This is a genomic window from Vibrio sp. SALL6 (genome assembly GCF_002002385.1).
Classification (GTDB): domain Bacteria; phylum Pseudomonadota; class Gammaproteobacteria; order Enterobacterales; family Vibrionaceae; genus Vibrio; species Vibrio parahaemolyticus.
This window is the reverse complement of the sequence record NZ_MQVK01000006.1, coordinates 109,810-129,377: the sequence shown is the minus strand read 5'-3', so window position 1 is coordinate 129,377 and position 19,568 is coordinate 109,810. Positions and strand designations below refer to the sequence as shown.

General features: G+C 47.5%; 20 protein-coding genes. 13 read left to right on the top strand and 7 right to left on the bottom strand.

The genetic code is table 11. The annotated features are described in order from the left end of the window. Positions 1-38: 38 nt before the first annotated feature. The 3 genes from BIW15_RS02530 to BIW15_RS02520 are packed head-to-tail and all read right to left on the bottom strand — an operon-like array spanning position 39 to position 2,289. On the bottom strand, positions 39-506 hold the full coding sequence (locus BIW15_RS02530) for a hypothetical protein (RefSeq protein WP_031856764.1): 468 nt from the start codon (positions 504-506) through the stop codon (positions 39-41). Then, positions 506-1,438, bottom strand: a complete 933-nt coding sequence (locus tag BIW15_RS02525; protein ID WP_005464829.1) for an ATP-binding cassette domain-containing protein — start codon at positions 1,436-1,438, stop codon at positions 506-508. The genes BIW15_RS02530 and BIW15_RS02525 overlap by 1 nt, the downstream gene beginning before the upstream one ends. Next, on the bottom strand, positions 1,435-2,289 hold the full coding sequence (locus tag BIW15_RS02520) for an ABC transporter ATP-binding protein (protein WP_025627555.1): 855 nt from the start codon (positions 2,287-2,289) through the stop codon (positions 1,435-1,437). The genes BIW15_RS02525 and BIW15_RS02520 overlap by 4 nt, the downstream gene beginning before the upstream one ends. 362 nt (positions 2,290-2,651) lie before the next feature. Between BIW15_RS02520 and BIW15_RS02515 the strand changes: the two genes are divergently transcribed. Together BIW15_RS02515 and ribA are read left to right on the top strand one after the other, a co-directional pair. Continuing rightward, a complete protein-coding gene (locus BIW15_RS02515; RefSeq protein ID WP_005477395.1) occupies positions 2,652-2,852 on the top strand; it encodes a PA3496 family putative envelope integrity protein in 201 nt (66 codons plus the stop codon). A gap of 244 nt (positions 2,853-3,096) precedes the next feature. Next, positions 3,097-4,158 carry a GTP cyclohydrolase II gene (gene ribA, locus BIW15_RS02510; RefSeq protein WP_131169524.1) on the top strand — a complete coding sequence of 354 codons (1,062 nt, stop codon included), beginning with the start codon at positions 3,097-3,099 and terminating at the stop codon, positions 4,156-4,158. Positions 4,159-4,263: 105 nt separating this feature from the next. Here the strand turns inward: ribA and BIW15_RS02505 are convergent, their stop codons facing one another. Next, entirely contained in the window at positions 4,264-5,019 is a 756-nt protein-coding gene (locus tag BIW15_RS02505) for an ABC transporter substrate-binding protein (protein ID WP_053313404.1), read from the bottom strand. A 68-nt stretch (positions 5,020-5,087) separates the two neighbouring features. Here BIW15_RS02505 and BIW15_RS02500 point away from each other — a divergent pair, with 68 nt between their 5' ends. The 3 genes from BIW15_RS02500 (at position 5,088) to BIW15_RS02490 (ending at position 8,147) form a co-directional block, all read left to right on the top strand. Then, positions 5,088-6,986: an ATP-binding protein gene (locus BIW15_RS02500; RefSeq protein WP_005484783.1), complete on the top strand. Its 1,899-nt coding sequence runs from the start codon at positions 5,088-5,090 to the stop codon at positions 6,984-6,986. A gap of 100 nt (positions 6,987-7,086) precedes the next feature. Beyond that, positions 7,087-7,296 carry a DUF3283 family protein gene (locus BIW15_RS02495; RefSeq protein ID WP_005464888.1) on the top strand — a complete coding sequence of 70 codons (210 nt, stop codon included), beginning with the start codon at positions 7,087-7,089 and terminating at the stop codon, positions 7,294-7,296. A gap of 134 nt (positions 7,297-7,430) precedes the next feature. Beyond that, positions 7,431-8,147: a YebC/PmpR family DNA-binding transcriptional regulator gene (locus tag BIW15_RS02490; RefSeq protein WP_005464874.1), complete on the top strand. Its 717-nt coding sequence runs from the start codon at positions 7,431-7,433 to the stop codon at positions 8,145-8,147. Between the two features lie 76 nt (positions 8,148-8,223). Here the strand turns inward: BIW15_RS02490 and rodA are convergent, their stop codons facing one another. Next, positions 8,224-9,306 carry a rod shape-determining protein RodA gene (rodA, locus tag BIW15_RS02485; RefSeq protein WP_005464909.1) on the bottom strand — a complete coding sequence of 361 codons (1,083 nt, stop codon included), beginning with the start codon at positions 9,304-9,306 and terminating at the stop codon, positions 8,224-8,226. A gap of 457 nt (positions 9,307-9,763) precedes the next feature. Between rodA and BIW15_RS02475 the strand changes: the two genes are divergently transcribed. The 8 genes from BIW15_RS02475 to BIW15_RS02440 all read left to right on the top strand — a co-directional run bounded on the left by BIW15_RS02475 (position 9,764) and on the right by BIW15_RS02440 (position 17,073). Then, on the top strand, positions 9,764-10,432 hold the full coding sequence (locus tag BIW15_RS02475; protein WP_005481717.1) for a hypothetical protein: 669 nt from the start codon (positions 9,764-9,766) through the stop codon (positions 10,430-10,432). Between the two features lie 9 nt (positions 10,433-10,441). Then, entirely contained in the window at positions 10,442-11,140 is a 699-nt protein-coding gene (locus BIW15_RS02470; RefSeq protein ID WP_025533555.1) for an ABC transporter ATP-binding protein, read from the top strand. Then, positions 11,128-12,396, top strand: coding sequence for an ABC transporter permease (locus BIW15_RS02465; protein WP_077280500.1), 1,269 nt, complete (start codon positions 11,128-11,130; stop codon positions 12,394-12,396). Before BIW15_RS02470 ends, BIW15_RS02465 begins: the two co-directional genes overlap by 13 nt. Then, on the top strand, positions 12,389-13,162 hold the full coding sequence (locus tag BIW15_RS02460) for an outer membrane lipoprotein-sorting protein (RefSeq protein ID WP_077280499.1): 774 nt from the start codon (positions 12,389-12,391) through the stop codon (positions 13,160-13,162). The genes BIW15_RS02465 and BIW15_RS02460 overlap by 8 nt, the downstream gene beginning before the upstream one ends. A gap of 32 nt (positions 13,163-13,194) precedes the next feature. After that, complete coding sequence (locus tag BIW15_RS02455; RefSeq protein WP_077280498.1) at positions 13,195-14,535, top strand: hypothetical protein; 1,341 nt, start codon at positions 13,195-13,197, stop codon at positions 14,533-14,535. Next, on the top strand, positions 14,536-15,567 hold the full coding sequence (locus BIW15_RS02450) for a sensor histidine kinase (RefSeq protein ID WP_025442401.1): 1,032 nt from the start codon (positions 14,536-14,538) through the stop codon (positions 15,565-15,567). It abuts the gene before it with no gap. A 1-nt stretch (position 15,568) separates the two neighbouring features. Beyond that, positions 15,569-16,360, top strand: coding sequence for a LytTR family DNA-binding domain-containing protein (locus BIW15_RS02445; protein ID WP_077280497.1), 792 nt, complete (start codon positions 15,569-15,571; stop codon positions 16,358-16,360). 77 nt (positions 16,361-16,437) lie between these two features. Next, positions 16,438-17,073, top strand: coding sequence for a DUF2268 domain-containing protein (locus tag BIW15_RS02440; protein WP_021484444.1), 636 nt, complete (start codon positions 16,438-16,440; stop codon positions 17,071-17,073). A gap of 102 nt (positions 17,074-17,175) precedes the next feature. Here the strand turns inward: BIW15_RS02440 and BIW15_RS02435 are convergent, their stop codons facing one another. Together BIW15_RS02435 and BIW15_RS02430 are read right to left on the bottom strand one after the other, a co-directional pair. Continuing rightward, positions 17,176-17,670, bottom strand: coding sequence for a peptidylprolyl isomerase (locus tag BIW15_RS02435; RefSeq protein WP_005481711.1), 495 nt, complete (start codon positions 17,668-17,670; stop codon positions 17,176-17,178). 118 nt (positions 17,671-17,788) lie between these two features. Then, on the bottom strand, positions 17,789-19,450 hold the full coding sequence (locus BIW15_RS02430) for a methyl-accepting chemotaxis protein (RefSeq protein ID WP_077280496.1): 1,662 nt from the start codon (positions 19,448-19,450) through the stop codon (positions 17,789-17,791). Positions 19,451-19,568 lie beyond the last annotated feature (118 nt).

Below are 19,568 nucleotides of genomic sequence, written 5' to 3'. Positions count from 1 at the left end.
GCCTATTTTTCCTGAACACTCTTGATCATTCTTCCGTATTAATGTCGCAGTCCTTGATCATGTTTCCCTGCCTCGTTCCAATTAAGTGATCGCATTAAGGCTACATGTGATTCGATCAAGTTATTGGCTTGTTGTTGCCATTGGCTTTGATCTTGCTGTTGATTGCAAAATTCCAACGCCAATACGGTCAAATGCTGTAAGCGTTTTAAGCACCAATCTTTAAGCAGAATATCACTCATGGGGTGGCATGCTGCTTGTTCGAGCTTCGCGCTTGCATAGAGCAGAGTTTGGTAAGCTTTGTGATGGTCTTGATACCTGGCGTATTGAAATACTCTCAAACATCCATCTAGCCAGCAGGCGATGGCTTTGCTTTGTTGATCAGACAACACCGGACCAAACACGGTATCAGGAGCTTCGTACAAGATCGCTTCTAACACGTCTACTTGATCATGCTTCCTAGTTTCATACCAATCCGAGATTTGATCTTGCCAGAAGGTCAGTTCCATCATGCAGCCTCAATCCATTGTTTAACAAAGTGATTCGGACCAACTTGATCATATTCATCAACCACAACACTGCTGCGATGACGGATCTCATCGGCGTCTATTGAGTAGTTTGGTTCATTTTTCACCAAGTTTCCAAATGGCAGATCAGGATCGGGTACGGCTGAGATCAACAACTTAGTGTATGGGTGCTGTGGATTTTTCAAGATCGCGTGCGTGTCTCCCCATTCAACGATTTGCCCTTTATACATCACCGCTGTTTCTTCAGCGATGTAGTGCGCGGTGGCGAGGTCGTGGGTAATGTACAAAAAGCCAATCCCAAGCTCTTGCTTCATACGCTGCATCAAGTTCAATACGCCCAAGCGAATTGACACATCCAGCATCGATGTTGGCTCATCGGCCAAAATTATTTGTGAACCGACGGCCAGTGCGCGTGCGAGATTTACTCGCTGACGCTGACCGCCGCTGAGTTCGTGCGGGTACTTGTTTAACGTCTCTTCTGGCAATTCCACCAGCTTGAGAAGTTCCTCCAATCTCGCCGGGATCTCGCGGTCATGCTGCACCTGCTTGTGGATTTTCAACGGGCGAGTTAGATGATGACGAATTGTGTGGGTAGGGTTCAGCGATCCAAAAGGGTCTTGAAACACCATTTGTACCTTACTGCGATAATCTTGAATATCGTGTCGTGAGGTGATGTCATTGATGTTGGTGCCGTTAAATAGAATTTCCCCTTCGCTCGCCGGGTAAACCTTTGTGATTAGCCTTGCACACGTGCTTTTACCGCAGCCTGATTCGCCAACGAGAGCCAATGTTCGCCCAGCGTAAAGATCAAAACTGACGCCTTGCAACGCTCGAAAAGTCTCTTCTTTGGCAAAGCCACCGCCCACAGTGAACTCTTTGATCACGTTTTTCATTTGAATGATCGGTTGACTCATGCTGGTGCTCCTTGTTGCTCTGGCTGCTTGTGAACATCGTGAATATTGGGGAACGAGGCCCACAATTTTTGCGTGTAAGGGTGTTGTGGGTGATTGCGGATCTCGTAAGCGTGATTGACTTCTACGATCTCACCATGGCGCATGATGGCGATGCGGTCGCACAGTTGGCTCATCAAAGCTAAATCGTGGGTGATGAAAAGAACTGAGAAACCAAATTCTTCTCTCAGCTGATAAATTTGCTGCAGGATCTCTCGCTGCACCACCACATCAAGCGCTGTCGTTGGTTCATCCATAATAATGAGCTTAGGGTTTAAAGACAGCGCAATGGCAATTACCAGTCTCTGGCGCATTCCCCCAGAGAACTGGTGCGGATATTCACCCAGTCGATCTCGAGGGATGTTCACCAAATCGAGCAGTTTTTCGGCGCGATCTTTGGCTTGTTCGTTGCTGAGGCCTTGATGATGACGTAGGACGTCCGCAAACTGCTCTTGAATGGTCAGTACCGGATTAAGCGAATTCATGGCACTTTGGAATACCATGGCGATTTCGCTCCAACGCAGCGCTCCTAGCTCCTTATCGGACAAACGTAAGATGTCCTTACCTTGGAACAGAATTTGTCCGCCAGAGATAAACGCGGGCGGCTTGTGCAGACGATTGATCGAAAAAGCGATGGTACTCTTTCCGCATCCAGACTCCCCAGCAAGGCCGAATACTTCGCCTTTTCCAATATCAAAGCTGACCGATTTCACCGCATTAAAGTCACCATTGTCGGTGATGTAGTCCACGCACAAATCTCGGATCTGGATGACCGGATCGCAGTGAAAGGCGTGACTTAAATTAATCTCACTCATTAAAAATACCTAACCAATACAAAAGATAATTATTATCATTATCGTATGTACAAATGAGAAGAAAGCGTAATCGACCGAATAGGTGAAGTGACTCGAAACTTGAATGAAAGAAAAAGTCGAATTTTGGTTACGAGAGTGTGATAAAAAAAGACAAAAGTGAGAGCTGGATCAGCACACTTTTCTTAGGGGGAATTTTTCAAATTTAATCGTAAATTTGGCCTTTGGCAAAAGGTAAGTGATGAATCTATTAACGAGTTGATGAAAGGTCGGGAGGGGTCACATTTCCCCACTGTTTTTCTTACCTCCGCACAGGGGGTTTGCTATAGATTAGCTGTCCAAAACATGGTGTGTTCGGAGGAAATATGTCCATTAATTCTATCGACCATGAAGAGATGACCAACATCGCTCACAAGTGGGAATTACCCGAAGAAGAAGAAACCGTTGTGAAGCCAGAGAAAACAATGAAATCAGCAGAAGCCAGACGTCGCATTGAGGCACTGCGTGAAATCCGCGAAAGCGGGTTAAGCATTGAAGAAGCAAGAGAACTTGGCTTGATTCACTGATTCTCTCAATTCGGTGTACCACTCCATAGGGTAGCCAACTGGCTGCCCTTTTTATTTGCTAACCCCATCATTTAACCGAAGTTTCTTGCTCGTTTTATTTGTTCTCCAACCTTATTTTTATTCAGTCTGAAGTCACTTTGCTTGCTTACTATGGTTTGACAAATGGTAGAGGCGTTACTAAAAGATATATCAGTAGGATATGCCTTTTGTTGACTATCCATATCATCTAAGCAGGAGCGCGAATATGGTTGATCAGATCCTTTTCTACGAGCCCGATGAGCCGCACGGCTTCCTCTCCAACTTCTGTCATGCCCCCGTCGAAATATCTTCCCAATCTTGGCCCACCAGCGAACACTACTATCAAGCTCAGAAATTTGTTGATGCCCAACTGCAAACCAAAATTCAGAAAGCCCAATCGCCGGATGAAGCGTTCGCGTTAAGCCGTCAGTACGAGCATCTCGTTCGCAGTGATTGGGACAACATGAAGCTCTCAGTCATGGCGTTCATTGTGCGAGAAAAATTCCTCCAAAACCCGAAACTTGCTCAGAAACTGATGCGCACGGGCAATGCTTGCCTTACTGAGCATTCGCACAAGGACGCATTTTGGGGAGATGGGGGAGACGGTAAAGGTTTGAACCACCTAGGAGAAATTCTGATGAACGTACGCGCAGAGCTGCGACATGTCGAGCCTTACAATTTGGTTAAGTTCATCGACAAAGCCAAGCTGCCAACTCAGTGGGGCACATTCATGATGCACGGCTTCATCGAGACGGCTACAGGGAAGGAGCATCTCGCGCTGGTGTATGGCGACCCGACGTCTCAGCCTGCGCCATTGATTCGGCTCCATTCTGAATGTCTCACTGGGGACGCACTATTTAGTACCCGCTGCGATTGCGGTTTTCAGTTAAATCGTGCGTTGCAAAACATCGTCGAAGAGGGCTGCGGCGTGCTGCTCTATTTGCGTCAGGAGGGACGTGGCATCGGTTTAATCAACAAAATTCGCGCCTATCACTTGCAGGATGATGGTGCGGATACCGTCGAGGCGAATGAGCGTTTGGGGTTTGCTGCTGATATGCGAGACTATGCATTTTGCAAAGGGATGTTAGAGCATTTAGGGATTGACGAAGTGCGTCTGATGACCAACAACCCCCGTAAGCTTGCGGCTTTGAAAAACGCGTACATCAATGTCGTTGAGCGTGTGCCACTGCAAGAAGGTCGCAATCCAAGCAACCAACACTATCTAAAAACCAAAGCAAACAAATTAGGGCACATGTTTGATCCCAATTTTGTTGATCAAACGGAATGATCGTTTCTGGCGGGTATCAAATCGAACAGACAAAAACGCCAGCTTGAGAAGGCTGGCGTTTTAGTGGGGATCTCAAAAGCTGCACCAGTAAAAGGGCTAGGCGCGTTAAAGATAGTGTTTGACGATGTTATCGATCTCTCCCGAGGCTTTTAGATCCGACAGTCGTTGATTAATAAAGTGTTGTACTTCAGGTTTCATCTCTGGAGAAAAGGCCAGATAGATCGAATAGTCGGGGATCACAGCGCTAAAAGATTGAATCTCAAATTGTTCGAGTGGCAGATCCAGACGTTTTAAGTTGTACATCACCCGCGATTCCATCTCGACAAACGCCGTATCGCCTGGCGTTCTCTGAATTACGCGATATGCGGCGTCGTAATCTTTAACGCGCATCTCGTTGACGGTTTTGTCTTCAAAAAACGGCATTAAGTTTGGGTAGTCGAAACCTAGCAGCAACACGATGGAACGACCTTTGATGTCTTGCATGGTATTGAATTTAAAAGGCGCATCACTGCTGGATACCAACACGTGTTTTACAGTGTAAATAGGCTCTTTAGATAAGTTTTCTGATTGAACTCGGCCCCAATCAGGGCTGCCGTATGTCAGCCAGTTTTCTTCCCCACCCGCTTCTAATAATGAAATCATGCGCTTAAACGGATAGGTGTGAAAATTCACCTTATAATCTGAGTTGGCAAAAATCGCGTTCACAATATCCGTCACGATCCCGGCGTGTTGTTGTCCTTGTTGTTCGATTTGAAATGGCCTTGCTTGGTCGGCGATAACGTAATAATTCACCTCTTCAGCGGCGGTCGCTGCACTGACTGCCATACAACTAAAAGCCAATACACGTAGAAGTCCTTTCATCCTATCCTCGATTATTATTTGCTCACGACTATATTTAGAGTAGCGCAAGATTATCGGAGTGATTTCATATGGATGTAAAAGAGCGAACTCAACGCCGGTTTAGTATCGGTAACCAGCTTATGCTGGCGGTTTTAACGTTGAGTTTGATCTTTACGTTAGTCATTTCTGCCATCAGTTTATACCGTGATTTTCAAGAAGAGTTGTCCCATCTCGACACCGACTTAAAACAAGTGGAGTCGAGCTACCTCTCCAGCTTTTCAGCCAGTTTGTGGGTTGAAGACCGTGAGCTGTTACTCACCCAAGCGCTGGGGGCGATGCGTTTGCCTTCTGTGGATTACCTACGCATTGCTACCAAAGACGAAGTTATCATCGAGCTCGGAACTGAAATCACGCAAGATGTGGTTGAGAGGCGTTGGCCGATGCAGTTTAGTGTGGGTGAAAAAACGTTTGAGCTCGCAGAGCTGACTGTGCAGTCTGACCTTAGCGCCGTCTATCAAGATTTATGGCAACAGTTCTTTTTTCTACTCACGACAGAAGCGATAAAAATTTTGTTGTTGATGGTTGGGGTGTTGTGGGTTGCCTTCCGTTTATTGGTGAATCCTTTGCAGTTGCTTTCCGGTGCAGTGAGTGATTTTAGCGGCGGTAATGCGCCGAGTACGGTCACGCTGCCCAAACGTTGGTGTTTTGATGAAGTCAGCTTGTTGGCGCAAAAATACAATCGAAGCGTGCAAAAAGTGCGAGAGCATCAAGCCGAGTTAGAAGCCGAGCGAGATAAGGCGGAAGTCGCCAATCGCAAGAAAAGTGAGTTTCTCGCGACCATGAGCCACGAGATTCGCACCCCTATGAATGGCATTATTGGTGTGGCGTCGCTGCTTAGTGATACTAAGCTCGATCCGCAGCAAAAAGAATTTGTGGAGATCATCGATAACTCATCGCAATCGCTCATGACCATTATTGATGACATCCTCGATTTCTCCAAAGTCGAAGCGGGGAAGGTGGAACTCGCCAGCGAGACGTATCATTTTCGCCAGTTATTAGATGATGTGATCAGCTTACACACAGTAAAAGCGCAGCAAAAGAATTTGCAATTGCTCAGTGACATCGACCCTAAGTTGCCCGCTGAAGTACAAGGAGATGAAGGGCGTCTGAAGCAGGTGCTCAATAACTTACTTAGCAACGCGGTCAAATTCACCGAGCGTGGTCATGTCAAATTACTTGTCTCATTGCACGAGCAAAACAACGATATCGCCCAAGTTCGCTTTCGCGTTGTGGACTCGGGGATAGGTATTGCCAAAGAGCACCAGCAAGCGGTGTTTGAACGCTTTCAACAGGCCGATGGCAGTACAACTCGCAAATATGGTGGTACAGGGTTAGGTTTGGCGATTTGTGCCCAACTCGTCCACATCATGGGTGGAGACATCAAGCTAACCAGTGAACTTGGCTTGGGAAGCTGTTTCGATTTCACCATTCCTTTAACGGTGGTGAGCGGTCTTCCAACATATACCGATCCGCTCAATGTGCTCGATTTTCCTCGAACAGAGGCGAATGAGGCAACGAACAAAAATCCAGATACGCCGTGGGTTTTGATTGTCGAAGATACAGAAGTGAATCAGAGGGTTGTTCGCATTATGCTGGAACAGCTAGGGCTTAAAGTCAGTGTCGCGAGCCATGGTGAAGAAGCATTGCAGTTATGCCGCGAGCACGCCTTTGATCTCATCTTTATGGATTGCCAAATGCCAGTGATGGATGGGTTTATCGCGACAGAGCAGATCCGTGACATGAATGAGTGGGGCGCTCACGTGCCGATCATCGCATTAACTGCCAATGTAGTGAAAGAAGATCAGCAGCGTTGCTTTGAAGCGGGCATGAACGAGTTTGTTGCTAAGCCTGTGACGAAGGCGCGATTACAGCAAATCTTTGAACAATATTTGCCAAAAGCCCTCAAAAATATCGCCACACCCAAGTGAGTAACTTGAAATTGATCAAGTTAAGTGCGTTTCTATTCTGCAATTGTAACTCTGTATGCTATAGTGCGCGGCTAGTATTTAAAGTACCTTGAGGCTGTGAATGTCGTTTAATCTATCCCTGTTGCCGCCTGATGAAAAAAACAAGATCGAACTGGATAAACAAGCGTCGTTTTTGGTTTGGAAACTCAGAGAGGCCAAATCTGGCCCTGAAGCAATAGAAGAACAGCTGTCTAAGATTAACGATGCTGATGAAAAAGTCTTTTTTCAACAGGCAGTCGAAAAGTACAAACGAGTAATGGGTGTCGCATGATGCGAACCGTGGCTCGGTGTAAACCGTAGCGGCGAATGAGGTTTCCTCCCCATTCCTTTGCAGAGTGAAATGGACAATGTTTCACTCTTTGCTAAAATCCTTCGCATTAAATTTGAACTTAGAGAGACATCCCGATGGGAAGAAGTTTTGAAGTGCGCAAAGCCTCTATGGCGAAAACTGCAGGCGCAAAAATTAAAGTTTATTCCAAATACGGTAAAGAAATTTACATGTGTGCGAAAAACGGTGGTAGTGACCCAGACATGAACTTGTCTCTGAAACACCTAATCGCAAAAGCGAAAAAAGACCAGGTTCCTGCGCACGTTATCGAAAAAGCACTAGACAAAGCAAACGGCGGCGGTGGTGAAGACTACGTACCTGCACGTTACGAAGGCTTTGGTCCTGGTGGCACAAGCGTGATCGTCGACTGTCTAACAGACAACGGCAACCGTACTTTCCAAGATGTTCGCCAATGCTTTGTAAAAGTTGGCGCGAAGATTGGTGTGGAAGGTTCTGTGTCTCACATGTTCGATCACCAAGCGGTATTCCAATTCAAAGGCGAAGACGATGAAGTGATTCTTGAAACGCTAATGATGGAAGACGTAGACGTAACTGACGTTGAACTAGAAGATGGTGTGATCACAGTATTTGCTCCTCACACTGAGTTCTTCAAAACGAAAACAGCGCTAAACGCAGCATTCCCTGATCTGACAATTGATGTGGAAGAAATCACTTTCGTTCCTCAAACTCAAACGCCAGTAGCGGGTGAAGACGCAGAGAAATTCCAGAAGTTCCTAGACCTTCTAGATGACTGTGACGACGTTCAGCAGGTATACCACAACGCTGAGCTATAATTTTTAGCTTTCGTTGTTGTAAAAAAGGCTTCCCGAGGGAAGCCTTTTTTGATCGTGCTAAATATTGCGAGTAGCGCTAAGTATTACGGTATTTGGAGTAACACAGAGACATGATTACGCCAAAGCAGATACCCTGTGTCAGCATGGCTGTTCCGCCGTAACTAAAGAATGGAAGCGGGCTTCCCATTACTGGCAACAATCCACTCACCATTCCAGTATTAATAAAGGCGTAGAGGAAGAAGCTCATCGCCAAGGTGCCACTGACTAAGCGACTAAAAAAGTGCTCAGATTGGCATGCTAGCAACATCACCCGTGCTGTAATAAATAGGTATAGCGTCAGCAATACCACACAGCCAATGAACCCCCATTCCTCCGCATAGGTTGAAAAGATAAAGTCGGTATGACTTTCTGGAATAAAGCCCAGTGTTCCTTGTGTGGCATTCATCCAACCTTTGCCTTTCATACCGCCCGAACCGATCGCAATCAGCGACTGAATGATTTGGTAACCAGAGCCAAGTGGGTCAGATTCTGGGTGTAAGAACTGAGTCACACGGCTTTTTTGGTAGGCTTCCATCACGAAAAACCACAGAATCGGGGCGAGCGTTAGAACGCTCACCACAAATCCGCCAATGATTTTCCAGCTCATACCCGCGAAAAATAACACGAATAGTGCGTAGATCACGGTAAAGATCGCACCATCCAGATCGGGTTGCAGAGCGATCAACCCTGCGGGAACCAAGGTAATCATCAAACAAAGCGCGATTTTACGAAAGTCAGGTCTGCCGCCTTCCAGATGCAGCATCCAAGCGATCATGATCGGAATCGAAAGCTTAATTAATTCCGAAGGTTGAAAACGAAAAAAGCCGATATCTAGCCATCGTTGTGAACCGTTAGTGCTGTCACCAAACAGCGCGACGGCCAGCAGTAACGACACGGCGACAAAATACAAGTACGGTGCCGAGCGTTGATAACTGGCTGCTGGAATGGATGACATCACCAGAATACACACCAGTGTCAGTGCGCAGCGGGCTAAGTGTTTAAAGAGCATGGATTCATCGAAGCCACTGGCGCTCCATAGCGTCAGCGAACTCAATAACATGATCGGAATTATCGCCATCAAAAGTGGCAAATCGATTCTTGGAAAGAAACGCTTGTTCATTTACTACAACCTAAAAACGCTCTCAAAAGAGCGAAAACAACCAGAACTCAAGAGAGTTCAAACTATTCCGATGCTAAGAATCCAATAGGTCGGGTATGTTGGCTTTCTTAGATTTGTTGAAAGTGAAAGCACAACAGGCCTGTTCACAGATGCGGCGCAAAGGAGTGCGAGAAAGGAGGTGCAGCATCATCTGTTGTGGTACGTCGACTGGGAATGTTGTGAAGAGGATAAATACACCAGCCTTGATATTTTCGCCACTCTTTTTATCGTACTTAGTGTTGAATCCAGCAATAATTGATAACTCGCTCGGATGTTATTGTGTTTTCACTCAAAACCATTTATCGCCGCTCACGCCCATTTACTCCCTAAAAATACCATTGGTCGCATCCTACAGCTGACTATGAAGCGATGGCGTAATCTGAAACCATCAAATCACGTTCAACTAAGGACAGTCACCATGATGGTTTTCAATCTTCATTTATCCAGAGCCACAACCTTGCTCGGCGCGGCATTGGCTGCGTTTACCTTGAGTAGCAGCTTGGCGTTGGCAAACCCTACTGAGCAGTTACTAACCCGTTTTAACCAAGCCGCACAGGGCGACACGGGTTTGGTGGATACTGTACATGACGAGCTTTCACAATTAGTTCAAAAGCAAGGCGCTACGCCTGTGACATTGGTTTACCTTGGCAGCAGTGAAACCTTGCAAGGGCGCGATGCGTTTATGCCATGGAACAAGATGAAGTTCACTGAACGCGGGCTTGCCACCATTCAGAAAGGTTTGGATTTAATGGCAAACCAACCTATGCCGATTCAAGAGCAGCAGCGTTTACAAGGGCTACCAGAATATCAATTGGCTACTGCGATGGCGGCCACTACTTACACTTCGCTTCCGGATATGTTTAATCACTTTGAGCGTGGGTACGAGCTGTACCTGACCCTGCTTGATGAACCGAGCTTCAATCAACAACCGTTCGCGGCAACGGCTTGGGTTTACCTTTACGCCATTGAAGCAGCGCTGCGTGCAGAGGACATGGAGCAAGCGCAGAAATGGTTGGCGAAAATGGAAAGTTTCGATAGCACTCACTTAGAAACGCAAACAGCCAAAGCGTTACTGGCTAAACATTAAGGAGGCGTCATGATCGTTTTCAGTCAACTTAGTCGCGATTACACCCTTGGCAGCCAGACCGTACGCGCGTTGCAAGAAGTCTCTGGTGAGGTGTTTGCCGGTGAAATGGTGGCGCTGTGTGGGCCTTCCGGCTCAGGAAAAAGTACCTTACTCAATGTGCTTGGCATGTTGGATTCTCAATATCAAGGTCAGGTAACGTTTGCTGGTCAACCTTACCCGAGTGGACAAATGCAGGCTGCGAAAATGCGCCGTGAAAAGCTGGGTTTTATATTTCAAAAATTCAATTTGGTGCCAGTGATGACGGCTTTGGAGAACGTCGCTTATCCGTTGCATCTCAACGGTTTTTCAAAAACTGAACAAACCGAACTTGCCACACAAATGTTGGAACATGTGGGGCTGGGCGAATTTATCCATCACATGCCCGATAACTTGTCTGGTGGTCAGCAGCAACGGGTAGCGATTGCTCGCGCTTTGGTTCACAAACCTGCATTAGTGATTGCCGACGAGCCAACAGCAAGCCTCGATAGCCAAACCGCAAACAAAGTCATCGATATTATGAAAGGGCTCGGGCACGAGTTTGGTACCACCTTCATTGTCGCCACTCACGACCCTCGTATGGCATCACGCTGCGATCGCACCATCGAGCTGGTGGACGGCAAAATCATCCAAACGCACGCCAGTGTGGAGGAGGTCTCATGGGCAAGCTAATTCCCGTTTCGGTTCGCCTTGCTTGGCTGAACCTACAACGTAATCGCCGACGCAGTTTGTTGTCGATGCTGATCATCGCCATTGCAGTTTTTGCGCTGACCAGCGCAGGTGGTTTCGGCCTTTATACCTACGACAGCTTGAAAGAATCCACAGCGCGAGACACGGGGCATCTGACATTAACCACGCCGGGTTATTTCGCTAAAGAAGAAGAGATGCCATTGAGCAATGGTTTGAGCCATGCCGATGAGCTCACCAAACAGTTGATTGGTTTGAGTGAGGTGCGAGGCGTACAGCCTCGAGTGGAATTCAGCGGTTTGATCTCTAACGGCAGCAAGTCCTCGATTTTTATTGGTATCGGCGTTAACGAACGCGAGTTCGATATGAAAGGGCCGTTTTTGGACGTGCGTGATGGGCAGACGCTTTCCAACATTCATGCCTCTCGCTACGACGCTTCTGAGCCAGAAGTGATGCTTGGGGTGGATCTCGCCAATAATCTGAGCGTCAACGTGGGTGATTGGATTACCTTACTTGCTACTACGACAGATGGCGCTTTGAACGCTTACGACTTTAAAGTTCGCGGTATCTACTCAACTGGCGTTCCTGAGCTGGATAAACGCCAACTTTACGTACACATCAACAGTGCTCAGTCTCTGCTGGGGTCGGACAAAGTCAGTGCGCTGTCAGTATTTCTGTTCGACACCAGCTTAACCAACAAGGTTGAACAGCAAGTCGCGACGATTCTAAACAAACAACAACCGAGCTTTGGCGATCAAGAGGTTGAAATCACGCCTTGGCAAGAGCGTGCGTTCTTCTATCTAAAAGTGAAAGATTTGTACGACCGTATTTTCGGCATTATGGGCGCCGTGATGGCTCTGGTCGTGTTTGTCGCGTTGTTCAACACCATGACTATGTCTGTGACCGAGCGTACACGTGAAATCGGCACCTTGTCCGCATTGGGCAGCTATCCCCGAGAAATCATCGCCGGATTTTTACGCGAAGCGGGTTTACTCGCGGTGATTGGCAGTTTAATCGGCGCCTTGTTTACCGCGCTGGTGACCATTTTTTTGATGATGGTGGACGTACAAATGCCGCCACCGCCAGGACGCACAGAAGGCTACCCATTGACGATTTACTTTTCTTGGGAGCTGGTGGCTGCTGCAGGGTTATCAGTATTGCTGATTTGTTTGGTCGCGGCGTTTTTCTCGGCGCGTAAAGGCGTGAACAAGCCAATTACGGAGGCACTGATCTATGTTTAATTTCAAACCATTACTAACCATCACACTATTGGCTGTCAGCAGCGTTGCGAGTGCTAGTGAACAAGTACTGGATGCACAACAAGTCGCGCAGTTGATTGAGAAAGCCGACAGCTACCGCTTGCAAGATGATTCCTCCAAAGTGGTGTCGCTGGTGCGTTTGTATCAAGACCAAGAGTTGGACAAAACGCGTCTCTACCATGTGTACACGCGGCCAAACCGTGAATCGCTGGTGGTGTTCAAATCGGCGGTCGAAGCGGGGCAGAAGATGCTGATGATGGGCGATAACTACTGGCTGCAAATGCCAAAGAGCCGCCGCCCAATTCGTATTACGCCAATGCAAAAGCTGCTTGGTGAAGCCTCAATTGGTGATATTTCAACGTTGACGTGGAGCCAGGATTACCAAGGCGAGTGGAAAGCGACGGAAACCCTCACGATAAATGGACAGAGCATCGCGGCTTATCGCCTTGCCCTAACGGCCAAAACCAAGGGGGCGAGTTATCAGAAGATCGATTTGTGGTTGTCTGAGCAAGATGCGTTCCCGATCAAAGCGGATCTTTATTTGCGTTCGGGCAAGCTTGCCAAGCAAGCGCAATACGGACGAGCGACCAACCGCGGCGAAGATTACGTCAGTGAGATGATCCTGCTCGACAGCATTCAACCGAGCAAAAAGACGGTGATTGAGTATCAAGAAATCGTCCCGTGGCAGTTGGATAATAAATTCTACAACCCGAGTTATTTGCCGAAAGCCAATACATCGGAGCTGTAATTTAAGGTTATTAACGCCATCAAGGATGTTTTATGAAAGTGCGATTCTTTAACGCCATCATCAATGTAAACAGCGCTGCGATTAGCTTCATTGCCGCTTCATTATGGATGGTTGCACCTGTTGCGGCCAATGATGAGCTGAGTTTTGAATGGGATTGGGCGGTAAGTTACGAAACCGCCAAGCAGCGAGATAGCGCGTTTATGGAGGCGCAAGGAAGCGCGCGTGACTCGCTCAACGCTTTACTTGATGTGCAAGTGAATTATCAAAACATCAGTGGCTTATTCACCTTGTACAGCCAAGGTTTGTATCTCAATCAGCAAGGTGAGCATGAATGGTGGGGCGAGGCGGATAATCAACTTCTTATCCGAGAACTGGCGTGGCAGGGCGAATGGCAAGTTGGTGATACCACTTTGGATGTTAGCGCGGGCAAGTTGCGCGTTGATTGGGGCGTAGGTTATGGCTATCGACCCTTAGATCTGTTCAAACCATATCGACAAAATCCGGTCGGCTTGGTGGCAGAGGAGGGAGCGGGTGTATTTTCACTTTCGTATTACGACATGTCAGGTGTATGGACGGCGATTGCAACGGACTCGAGTTGGGGGCAACAGGAGCAAAGCGCGCTTGATCAAGCCGCGGAGCAGCGTGGGTTTGGGATTCGCCGTTATGCGCTGGTGGGCGATACGGAGTACCAACTCATAGGCTATTACGATGATGTGCGTCGGGGTTTGTTGGGTGCGAGTGCCATTGCCGTGTTGGATGAATCTATAGCCATGCACAGCTCGTTGTTGTGGCAAAAGCAGAGCGTTGGCTATCAGTTTAAAAATGAAGGGCAGCCGAGCGATCGTTATCAACCCGTGACGGTGGAAGAACAAGGCAGCGCTTTCCAAGCGTTGGTGGGATTAAATTGGGCGAACCAAGCCGGACACAATGTGATCGCCGAATATTGGTATGACAGCCGAGCATGGTCGAAAAGCCAATGGGAGCAAGCAATCGCACGTGGAGAATGGCTCTCCCAATCGTCGGATACGACTCTACTTGCTACTAGCTACGCCCAAGGGTTTCAACACGCCAATATTGTTCAGCACAATCTCATGTTGCATTGGCGCTGGGATCTTGAAGCGTGGACTGCGTGGCGCGCAAGAGCGGATTTGGAGTGGCTTAGCAATGTCACTCCAACATTGGACGTCATGTACTCGCCGCAAGATGGCGGTGTGATTGTGACGCAATGGCTGAATTACCAATGGATTGACACTGGCGATCAAAGTGTAGAAGTGGAAGTTGCCGCACGCTTTTTAACCGGAGACGACCATTCTGCTTACGCACAAATCAACGATAAGCATATGATTGTATTTAACATCAAAGGGAAATTTTAAATGTGTTCAGCTAAGTCAATGGTAGCAAGTGGATGGCAGCGCAGTGTGGTTGTCACCACGTTGTTTTGTTTGTTTATCTCGGGAATGACGCTCTCAGTTTGGGGTGGTCCGTACTACGTGCATGTGCTGGTGAGCTTTGGTTTTGGCTACTCTGCACTGTTCTTCTCGTGGTTGATCGACAAGTTGTTTCCGACCATCCCACGCATGCTAGAAATTGCGCTATCACTGACCGCGTGTTTGTTGTTTGGTGTAATTAATGCGCAGTTTTGGCTCGGTGAATACTTCGGTATTTCGGGCATGTTGCCTGTCTTACTGATGGGCCTGCTGTTTAGCGGTATGTGTTATTTTTATTTTCATTCACGCGAAAAAGAAGCCATTGCACAGCGTGAGCTAGAGAGCATCAAACGTGAAAATGCCGAACAAGAACGAGCCCTTTTACTCAGCCAGCTCAAGCAGATGCAAAGCCAAATTGAGCCGCATTTTCTGTTTAATACGCTTGCCAATATCAGCGCGTTGATGTCGCAAGACGTCGATAAAGCCAAACAAATGTTGGATCAACTCACGGCGTTATTGCGTGCAACGCTAAAAAGCTCGCGTGAAGAGCACACCACGGTTGAGAATGAAATCGCTTTGATTGACGCTTATCTGGGTATTCAAAAAATTCGTTTAGGCGAGCGATTAAGCTACACAATCGAGGTGCAAGAAGGGTTAGGAAATACAGAGTTGCCTCCGATGATGCTGCAACCTTTGGTAGAGAACGCCATTATTCACGGCATCGAGCCAAAACGTGAAGGTGGCGAAGTCCAGTTGCTGATAAAGCAAGAGAAACAGCTGTTGCAAATTGAAGTGAAAGATACTGGCGTGGGGTTGAGTCACGTCAGCAATCACTCTGGTTCGGGGATTGGATTGAGTAACCTTAAACAGCGTGTGGATGCCTTATTTGCTGGCAAAGGTCAGGTGTCGATCAGTGAATCTTCCGAAGGCGGTGTGAGTGTGCGTTTGAGTTGGCCAATGATAAGTAAGGAACAGTGAAATGAATACAGGGTTTACTGCCATTATCGCCGATGATGAGCCGTTATTGCGGCATCATCTCGACAAAAGCCTCGCGGAAGTGTGGCCGGAGTTGGACATCGTTGCCAAGGTAGCTGATGGCGAACAAGCCTTGCTAGCCATTGAGCAAAGCCAACCTGATATTGCCTTTCTCGATATTCGTATGCCCGTGTTAGATGGCATGAGTTTGGCGCAAAAACTCAATCGTTTGGCCAACCCGCCTTTGATCGTGTTTGTTACTGCTTATGATGACTATGCCATTAAAGCGTTTGAGCAAAATGCGGCAGATTACCTGCTCAAACCCATTTCCGACGCTCGTTTGCAGACGACCTGTGAACGAGTCAAAGCTCGACTCAGCCAACGAGGAAGCCACAACAGCCATGTTCAGATGAATAGTTTGTTGGAACAACTGCAACAGTTGTCTGCGCCTCAAACACCGCAATACTTACAGTGGATAAAAGCCACGCAAGGTGACGATATTCATCTCATCGCGACGTCTGATGTGCTGTATTTCAAAGCGGAAGAAAAATACGTTTCGGTGTATGCACAGCAAGGGAAGGGGGAAGTGCAAGAATATTTGATCCGCACATCGCTCAAAGAGTTGATTGGGCAGCTAAACCCAGAGCAGTTTTGGCAAGTGCATCGCTCAAGCGTGGTGCAAGTGTCTAAAATCAGTAAAGTAAACAAAGACTTTGCAGGAAGAATGTTTGTTTATGTTGGTGAAAATAAGCTGCCAGTGAGCCGCGCTTCTCAAAGTTTGTTTAAAGGCATGTAACTTTTCCCTAATCCGTTGCTGCTCACTCTTTACACTGTAAACTCGCCCCACATCATCTAAATTATCAAGGAAGATAAATGAGTTATCGTGTGACTTTATTAAATGCGACGGGAGCGTTGTCTCCTGTTGCTGACTATTTGTATGAACAGCTGAATAGCCTGAGTCTGCAACTCGCCGATCATTTTGAACTGACCAATATTGATGTCACCATCAGTCCATTTGGTCACGGTGATGCGCCGCAAAGTGGCATTGGTGGTTACTGCTTGAGCCCCTATCGAGTTGAAGTTTTGCTAGACACTCAGCGCACGGATATAAAAACCGTCATTGAAAACGAACTGGCTGCAGTGCTCGCGCATGAATTGCATCATCTGTTTCGGATGCGAGCGGGAGAAAATGGGCTCACTCTGGGAGAGGTGTTGATCATGGAAGGCTTGGCTTGCCATTTTGAACGTCAGGTCAACGGCGGCATCATTCCGAGTTTGTTTGAGTTGATAAAAGACCGCGACTGGCGGCCGTTTTACACAGAGATGAAAGATAAGTTAACGAGCTTGGATTACAACTTTGATGCTTACTTTTTGGGAAGCGATGAAAGCCGCTGGCCGAAGTACATGGGGTATTGGGTGGGGTATAACCTAGTCGCGGAATACCTAGCTAATTTTCATGGTTCTGAACTCGATTTGGTCGGTGCCAAAGCCGAGATTTTCTATCAATAATTCTATCTAATCCAAGAATTCCTACTAATCATCAACACAAAAAAAGCGCCTAAGTCAGAAGAGATTAGGCGCTTTTTCTTATCTTGGAGCGGATAGAGGCGACTATTCGCTGATCGTCACTTTTTCAATAATGATAGGTTCGCATGGCACATCATCGTGACCCTGCTTTGATGTCGTTTTCACTTTCGCGATGCGATTAACCACATCCATGCCTGCTGTCACTTTTCCAAATACCGCGTAGCCCCAACCCAAGTTGGTGGTGGCGGTGTGATCTAAGAAATCATTGTCTTCCAAGTTAATGAAGAACTGCGCAGTTGCTGAGTGCGGCGCGTCGGTACGTGCCATCGCAATTGTGCCGACGGTGTTTTTTAGGCCACGGTTCGCTTCGTTTGCGATTGGTGCGCGGGTTGGTTTTTCTGTCATGTCCTCAGTGTGACCGCCACCTTGAATCATAAAACCGTCGATAACGCGGTGGAAAATCGTGCCGTTGTAGAAGCCCTCTTCACAGTATTTTTTGAAGTTTTTTGAGCTTACTGGCGCTCGTTCCAAGTTCAGTTCAATTTCGATGTCACCGAAATTGGTGGTCATAATAATCATGTCGATTTGCCCTTGTGGGTGCTAAGTTGGCGGCATTATAGCGAAGTCGTTTCTAGGCCGTAACAAAAACAGCGACGTCATGGCGTCGCTGTTTTTATTTGTCGGTTAGCCTGTTGGATTAAACCGTGAAACGACCAACCAAGTCGTAGAGCTCGTTGGCTTTGTGATTGAGGTTTTGGCTTCCCGAGCGGTTTTGGTTGGCAAGGCTTGCCGATTGACTACTTTGCTGCGAAATGACCTCAACACGTTGAGAGATTTCTTGTCCCACTTGGCTCTGTTCTTCGGTTGCAGTGGCGATCAGCGTGTTCATGTCCATAATGTTGGCAATCGCTGCTTGAATGTCTTGCAACGCAACCGAGGCGGCGCGCGCCTCTTCTACCGTTGCTTCACCGCGCGCTTGGCTTGATTCCATCGCACGTACAGCGGCATCTGAGCCAGATTTTAGTTGCTCAATCATTTTATGGATATCGCCCGTACTGTCTTGAGTGCGGCTTGCAAGCTTGCGGACTTCATCTGCTACTACCGCGAATCCACGCCCTTGTTCGCCAGCTCGCGCAGCTTCAATCGCGGCGTTTAGCGCAAGCAAATTAGTTTGCTCGGCAATATCTTGAATCACTTCTAAAGACGATGAGATGTTTTGAACGTCGCTTTCTAAACGGGCAATCACAGTGCTCGCCTCTGAAACTTCGCTTGCCAGCTCTTCGACAGAATTCGCAGCGGAATCGACGATGTGTTTCGCTTGTTGAGCGTTTTCATCGGCGTGTCGCGCTGATTCTGCTGCTTGGTTAGCGTTGTTCGAAATCTCATGCGCGGTGGCTGTCATTTCCGTCATCGCTGCGGCAACTTGCTCGGTTTCTTCACGTTGACCGCCAGCGAGTTCGTCGACTTGAGAGGCGCGTTGCGACATGTTGTTGGTTTCTGCGACGACTTCTTCACCAACTTGAGTCACGCTCTTGATGATGCCCTGTAGGCTTTCAACAAAGATATTGAAGTTGTGCGCTAACTGTTTGAACTCAGGTACGTTGGATTCGTGCATGCGCGCCGTAAGGTCGGCATCGCCTTGCGCGAAGGATTGGATCGAGGCATCAAACTGTTCGATTGGTCGCATGATGCTACGATTCACAAACACGGCGAAGATAGCAACTACGGCAGCGATAGAAACGCAGAACAGCGCGATGGCCACTAGAGTCGTGTTGAGCGCGTCATGGGCTGAGGCTTCCATTTCTGCAATGACGGCATCAATGTCATCAGTGTAGAAGCCGGTACCGATCATTAAATCCCACTCAGGAATGAACATTGAGTAGCTCAATTTCGGTAGCGCCTCTGTTTGTCCTAGTTTCGGGAAGTAATAGGTAGTGAATTCACCCGTTTTGGCGTTTTTCAGCAAGTCTTGAATCAGGTAATTACCTTTCTTGTCTTGCAGGTTATAGAAGTTTTCACCGATGCCTTTGTCGTTCTTGCCGACCACAACACGGACGCCTTTGGAGTTGTAACCGAAGATGTAGCCCGTTTCACCAAATTCCAGCTCTCGTAAAACGGGAAGAGCTTCTTCTAATGTCGCATTTTTCTTGAGTAGCGGTTCAATCGCCGAGCGAGCCATCTGAACATAGTTTTTCAGCTCGGCTTTTTTCATCGCCATCATGGTGGTGTGGGTCTGATCAATTTGCTGTTGGTTATAAGCGTTAGTTTGCAGGTAGGTGAACCACATCATACCTAGTGCAATGGTGAGTACTGGAATGATGGAAAGAATATACAGTCGCTTTCTTATGGTTAGATTCATAGAGACTTCCTTACTTCTCGGCGCAGCGTTACGAAAAGGCAAAATTCAATCGATTTGCCGGATAAATATATGGCTATTTATTTTTGTAGTGATTGCAGATTAACCGACTTAGTAGGAG

Excerpts from the sequence above, each read along its gene's own strand:
- BIW15_RS02530 (WP_031856764.1), bottom strand. The coding sequence starts at position 506 with ATGGAACTGACCTTCTGGCAAGATCAAATCTCGGATTGGTATGAAACT.
- BIW15_RS02525 (WP_005464829.1), bottom strand. The coding sequence starts at position 1,438 with ATGAGTCAACCGATCATTCAAATGAAAAACGTGATCAAAGAGTTCACT.
- BIW15_RS02520 (WP_025627555.1), bottom strand. The coding sequence starts at position 2,289 with ATGAGTGAGATTAATTTAAGTCACGCCTTTCACTGCGATCCGGTCATC.
- BIW15_RS02515 (WP_005477395.1), top strand. The coding sequence starts at position 2,652 with ATGTCCATTAATTCTATCGACCATGAAGAGATGACCAACATCGCTCAC.
- ribA (WP_131169524.1), top strand. The coding sequence starts at position 3,097 with ATGGTTGATCAGATCCTTTTCTACGAGCCCGATGAGCCGCACGGCTTC.
- BIW15_RS02505 (WP_053313404.1), bottom strand. The coding sequence starts at position 5,019 with ATGAAAGGACTTCTACGTGTATTGGCTTTTAGTTGTATGGCAGTCAGT.
- BIW15_RS02500 (WP_005484783.1), top strand. The coding sequence starts at position 5,088 with ATGGATGTAAAAGAGCGAACTCAACGCCGGTTTAGTATCGGTAACCAG.
- BIW15_RS02495 (WP_005464888.1), top strand. The coding sequence starts at position 7,087 with ATGTCGTTTAATCTATCCCTGTTGCCGCCTGATGAAAAAAACAAGATC.
- BIW15_RS02490 (WP_005464874.1), top strand. The coding sequence starts at position 7,431 with ATGGGAAGAAGTTTTGAAGTGCGCAAAGCCTCTATGGCGAAAACTGCA.
- rodA (WP_005464909.1), bottom strand. The coding sequence starts at position 9,306 with ATGAACAAGCGTTTCTTTCCAAGAATCGATTTGCCACTTTTGATGGCG.
- BIW15_RS02475 (WP_005481717.1), top strand. The coding sequence starts at position 9,764 with ATGATGGTTTTCAATCTTCATTTATCCAGAGCCACAACCTTGCTCGGC.
- BIW15_RS02470 (WP_025533555.1), top strand. The coding sequence starts at position 10,442 with ATGATCGTTTTCAGTCAACTTAGTCGCGATTACACCCTTGGCAGCCAG.
- BIW15_RS02465 (WP_077280500.1), top strand. The coding sequence starts at position 11,128 with ATGGGCAAGCTAATTCCCGTTTCGGTTCGCCTTGCTTGGCTGAACCTA.
- BIW15_RS02460 (WP_077280499.1), top strand. The coding sequence starts at position 12,389 with ATGTTTAATTTCAAACCATTACTAACCATCACACTATTGGCTGTCAGC.
- BIW15_RS02455 (WP_077280498.1), top strand. The coding sequence starts at position 13,195 with ATGAAAGTGCGATTCTTTAACGCCATCATCAATGTAAACAGCGCTGCG.
- BIW15_RS02450 (WP_025442401.1), top strand. The coding sequence starts at position 14,536 with ATGTGTTCAGCTAAGTCAATGGTAGCAAGTGGATGGCAGCGCAGTGTG.
- BIW15_RS02445 (WP_077280497.1), top strand. The coding sequence starts at position 15,569 with ATGAATACAGGGTTTACTGCCATTATCGCCGATGATGAGCCGTTATTG.
- BIW15_RS02440 (WP_021484444.1), top strand. The coding sequence starts at position 16,438 with ATGAGTTATCGTGTGACTTTATTAAATGCGACGGGAGCGTTGTCTCCT.
- BIW15_RS02435 (WP_005481711.1), bottom strand. The coding sequence starts at position 17,670 with ATGATTATTATGACCACCAATTTCGGTGACATCGAAATTGAACTGAAC.
- BIW15_RS02430 (WP_077280496.1), bottom strand. The coding sequence starts at position 19,450 with ATGAATCTAACCATAAGAAAGCGACTGTATATTCTTTCCATCATTCCA.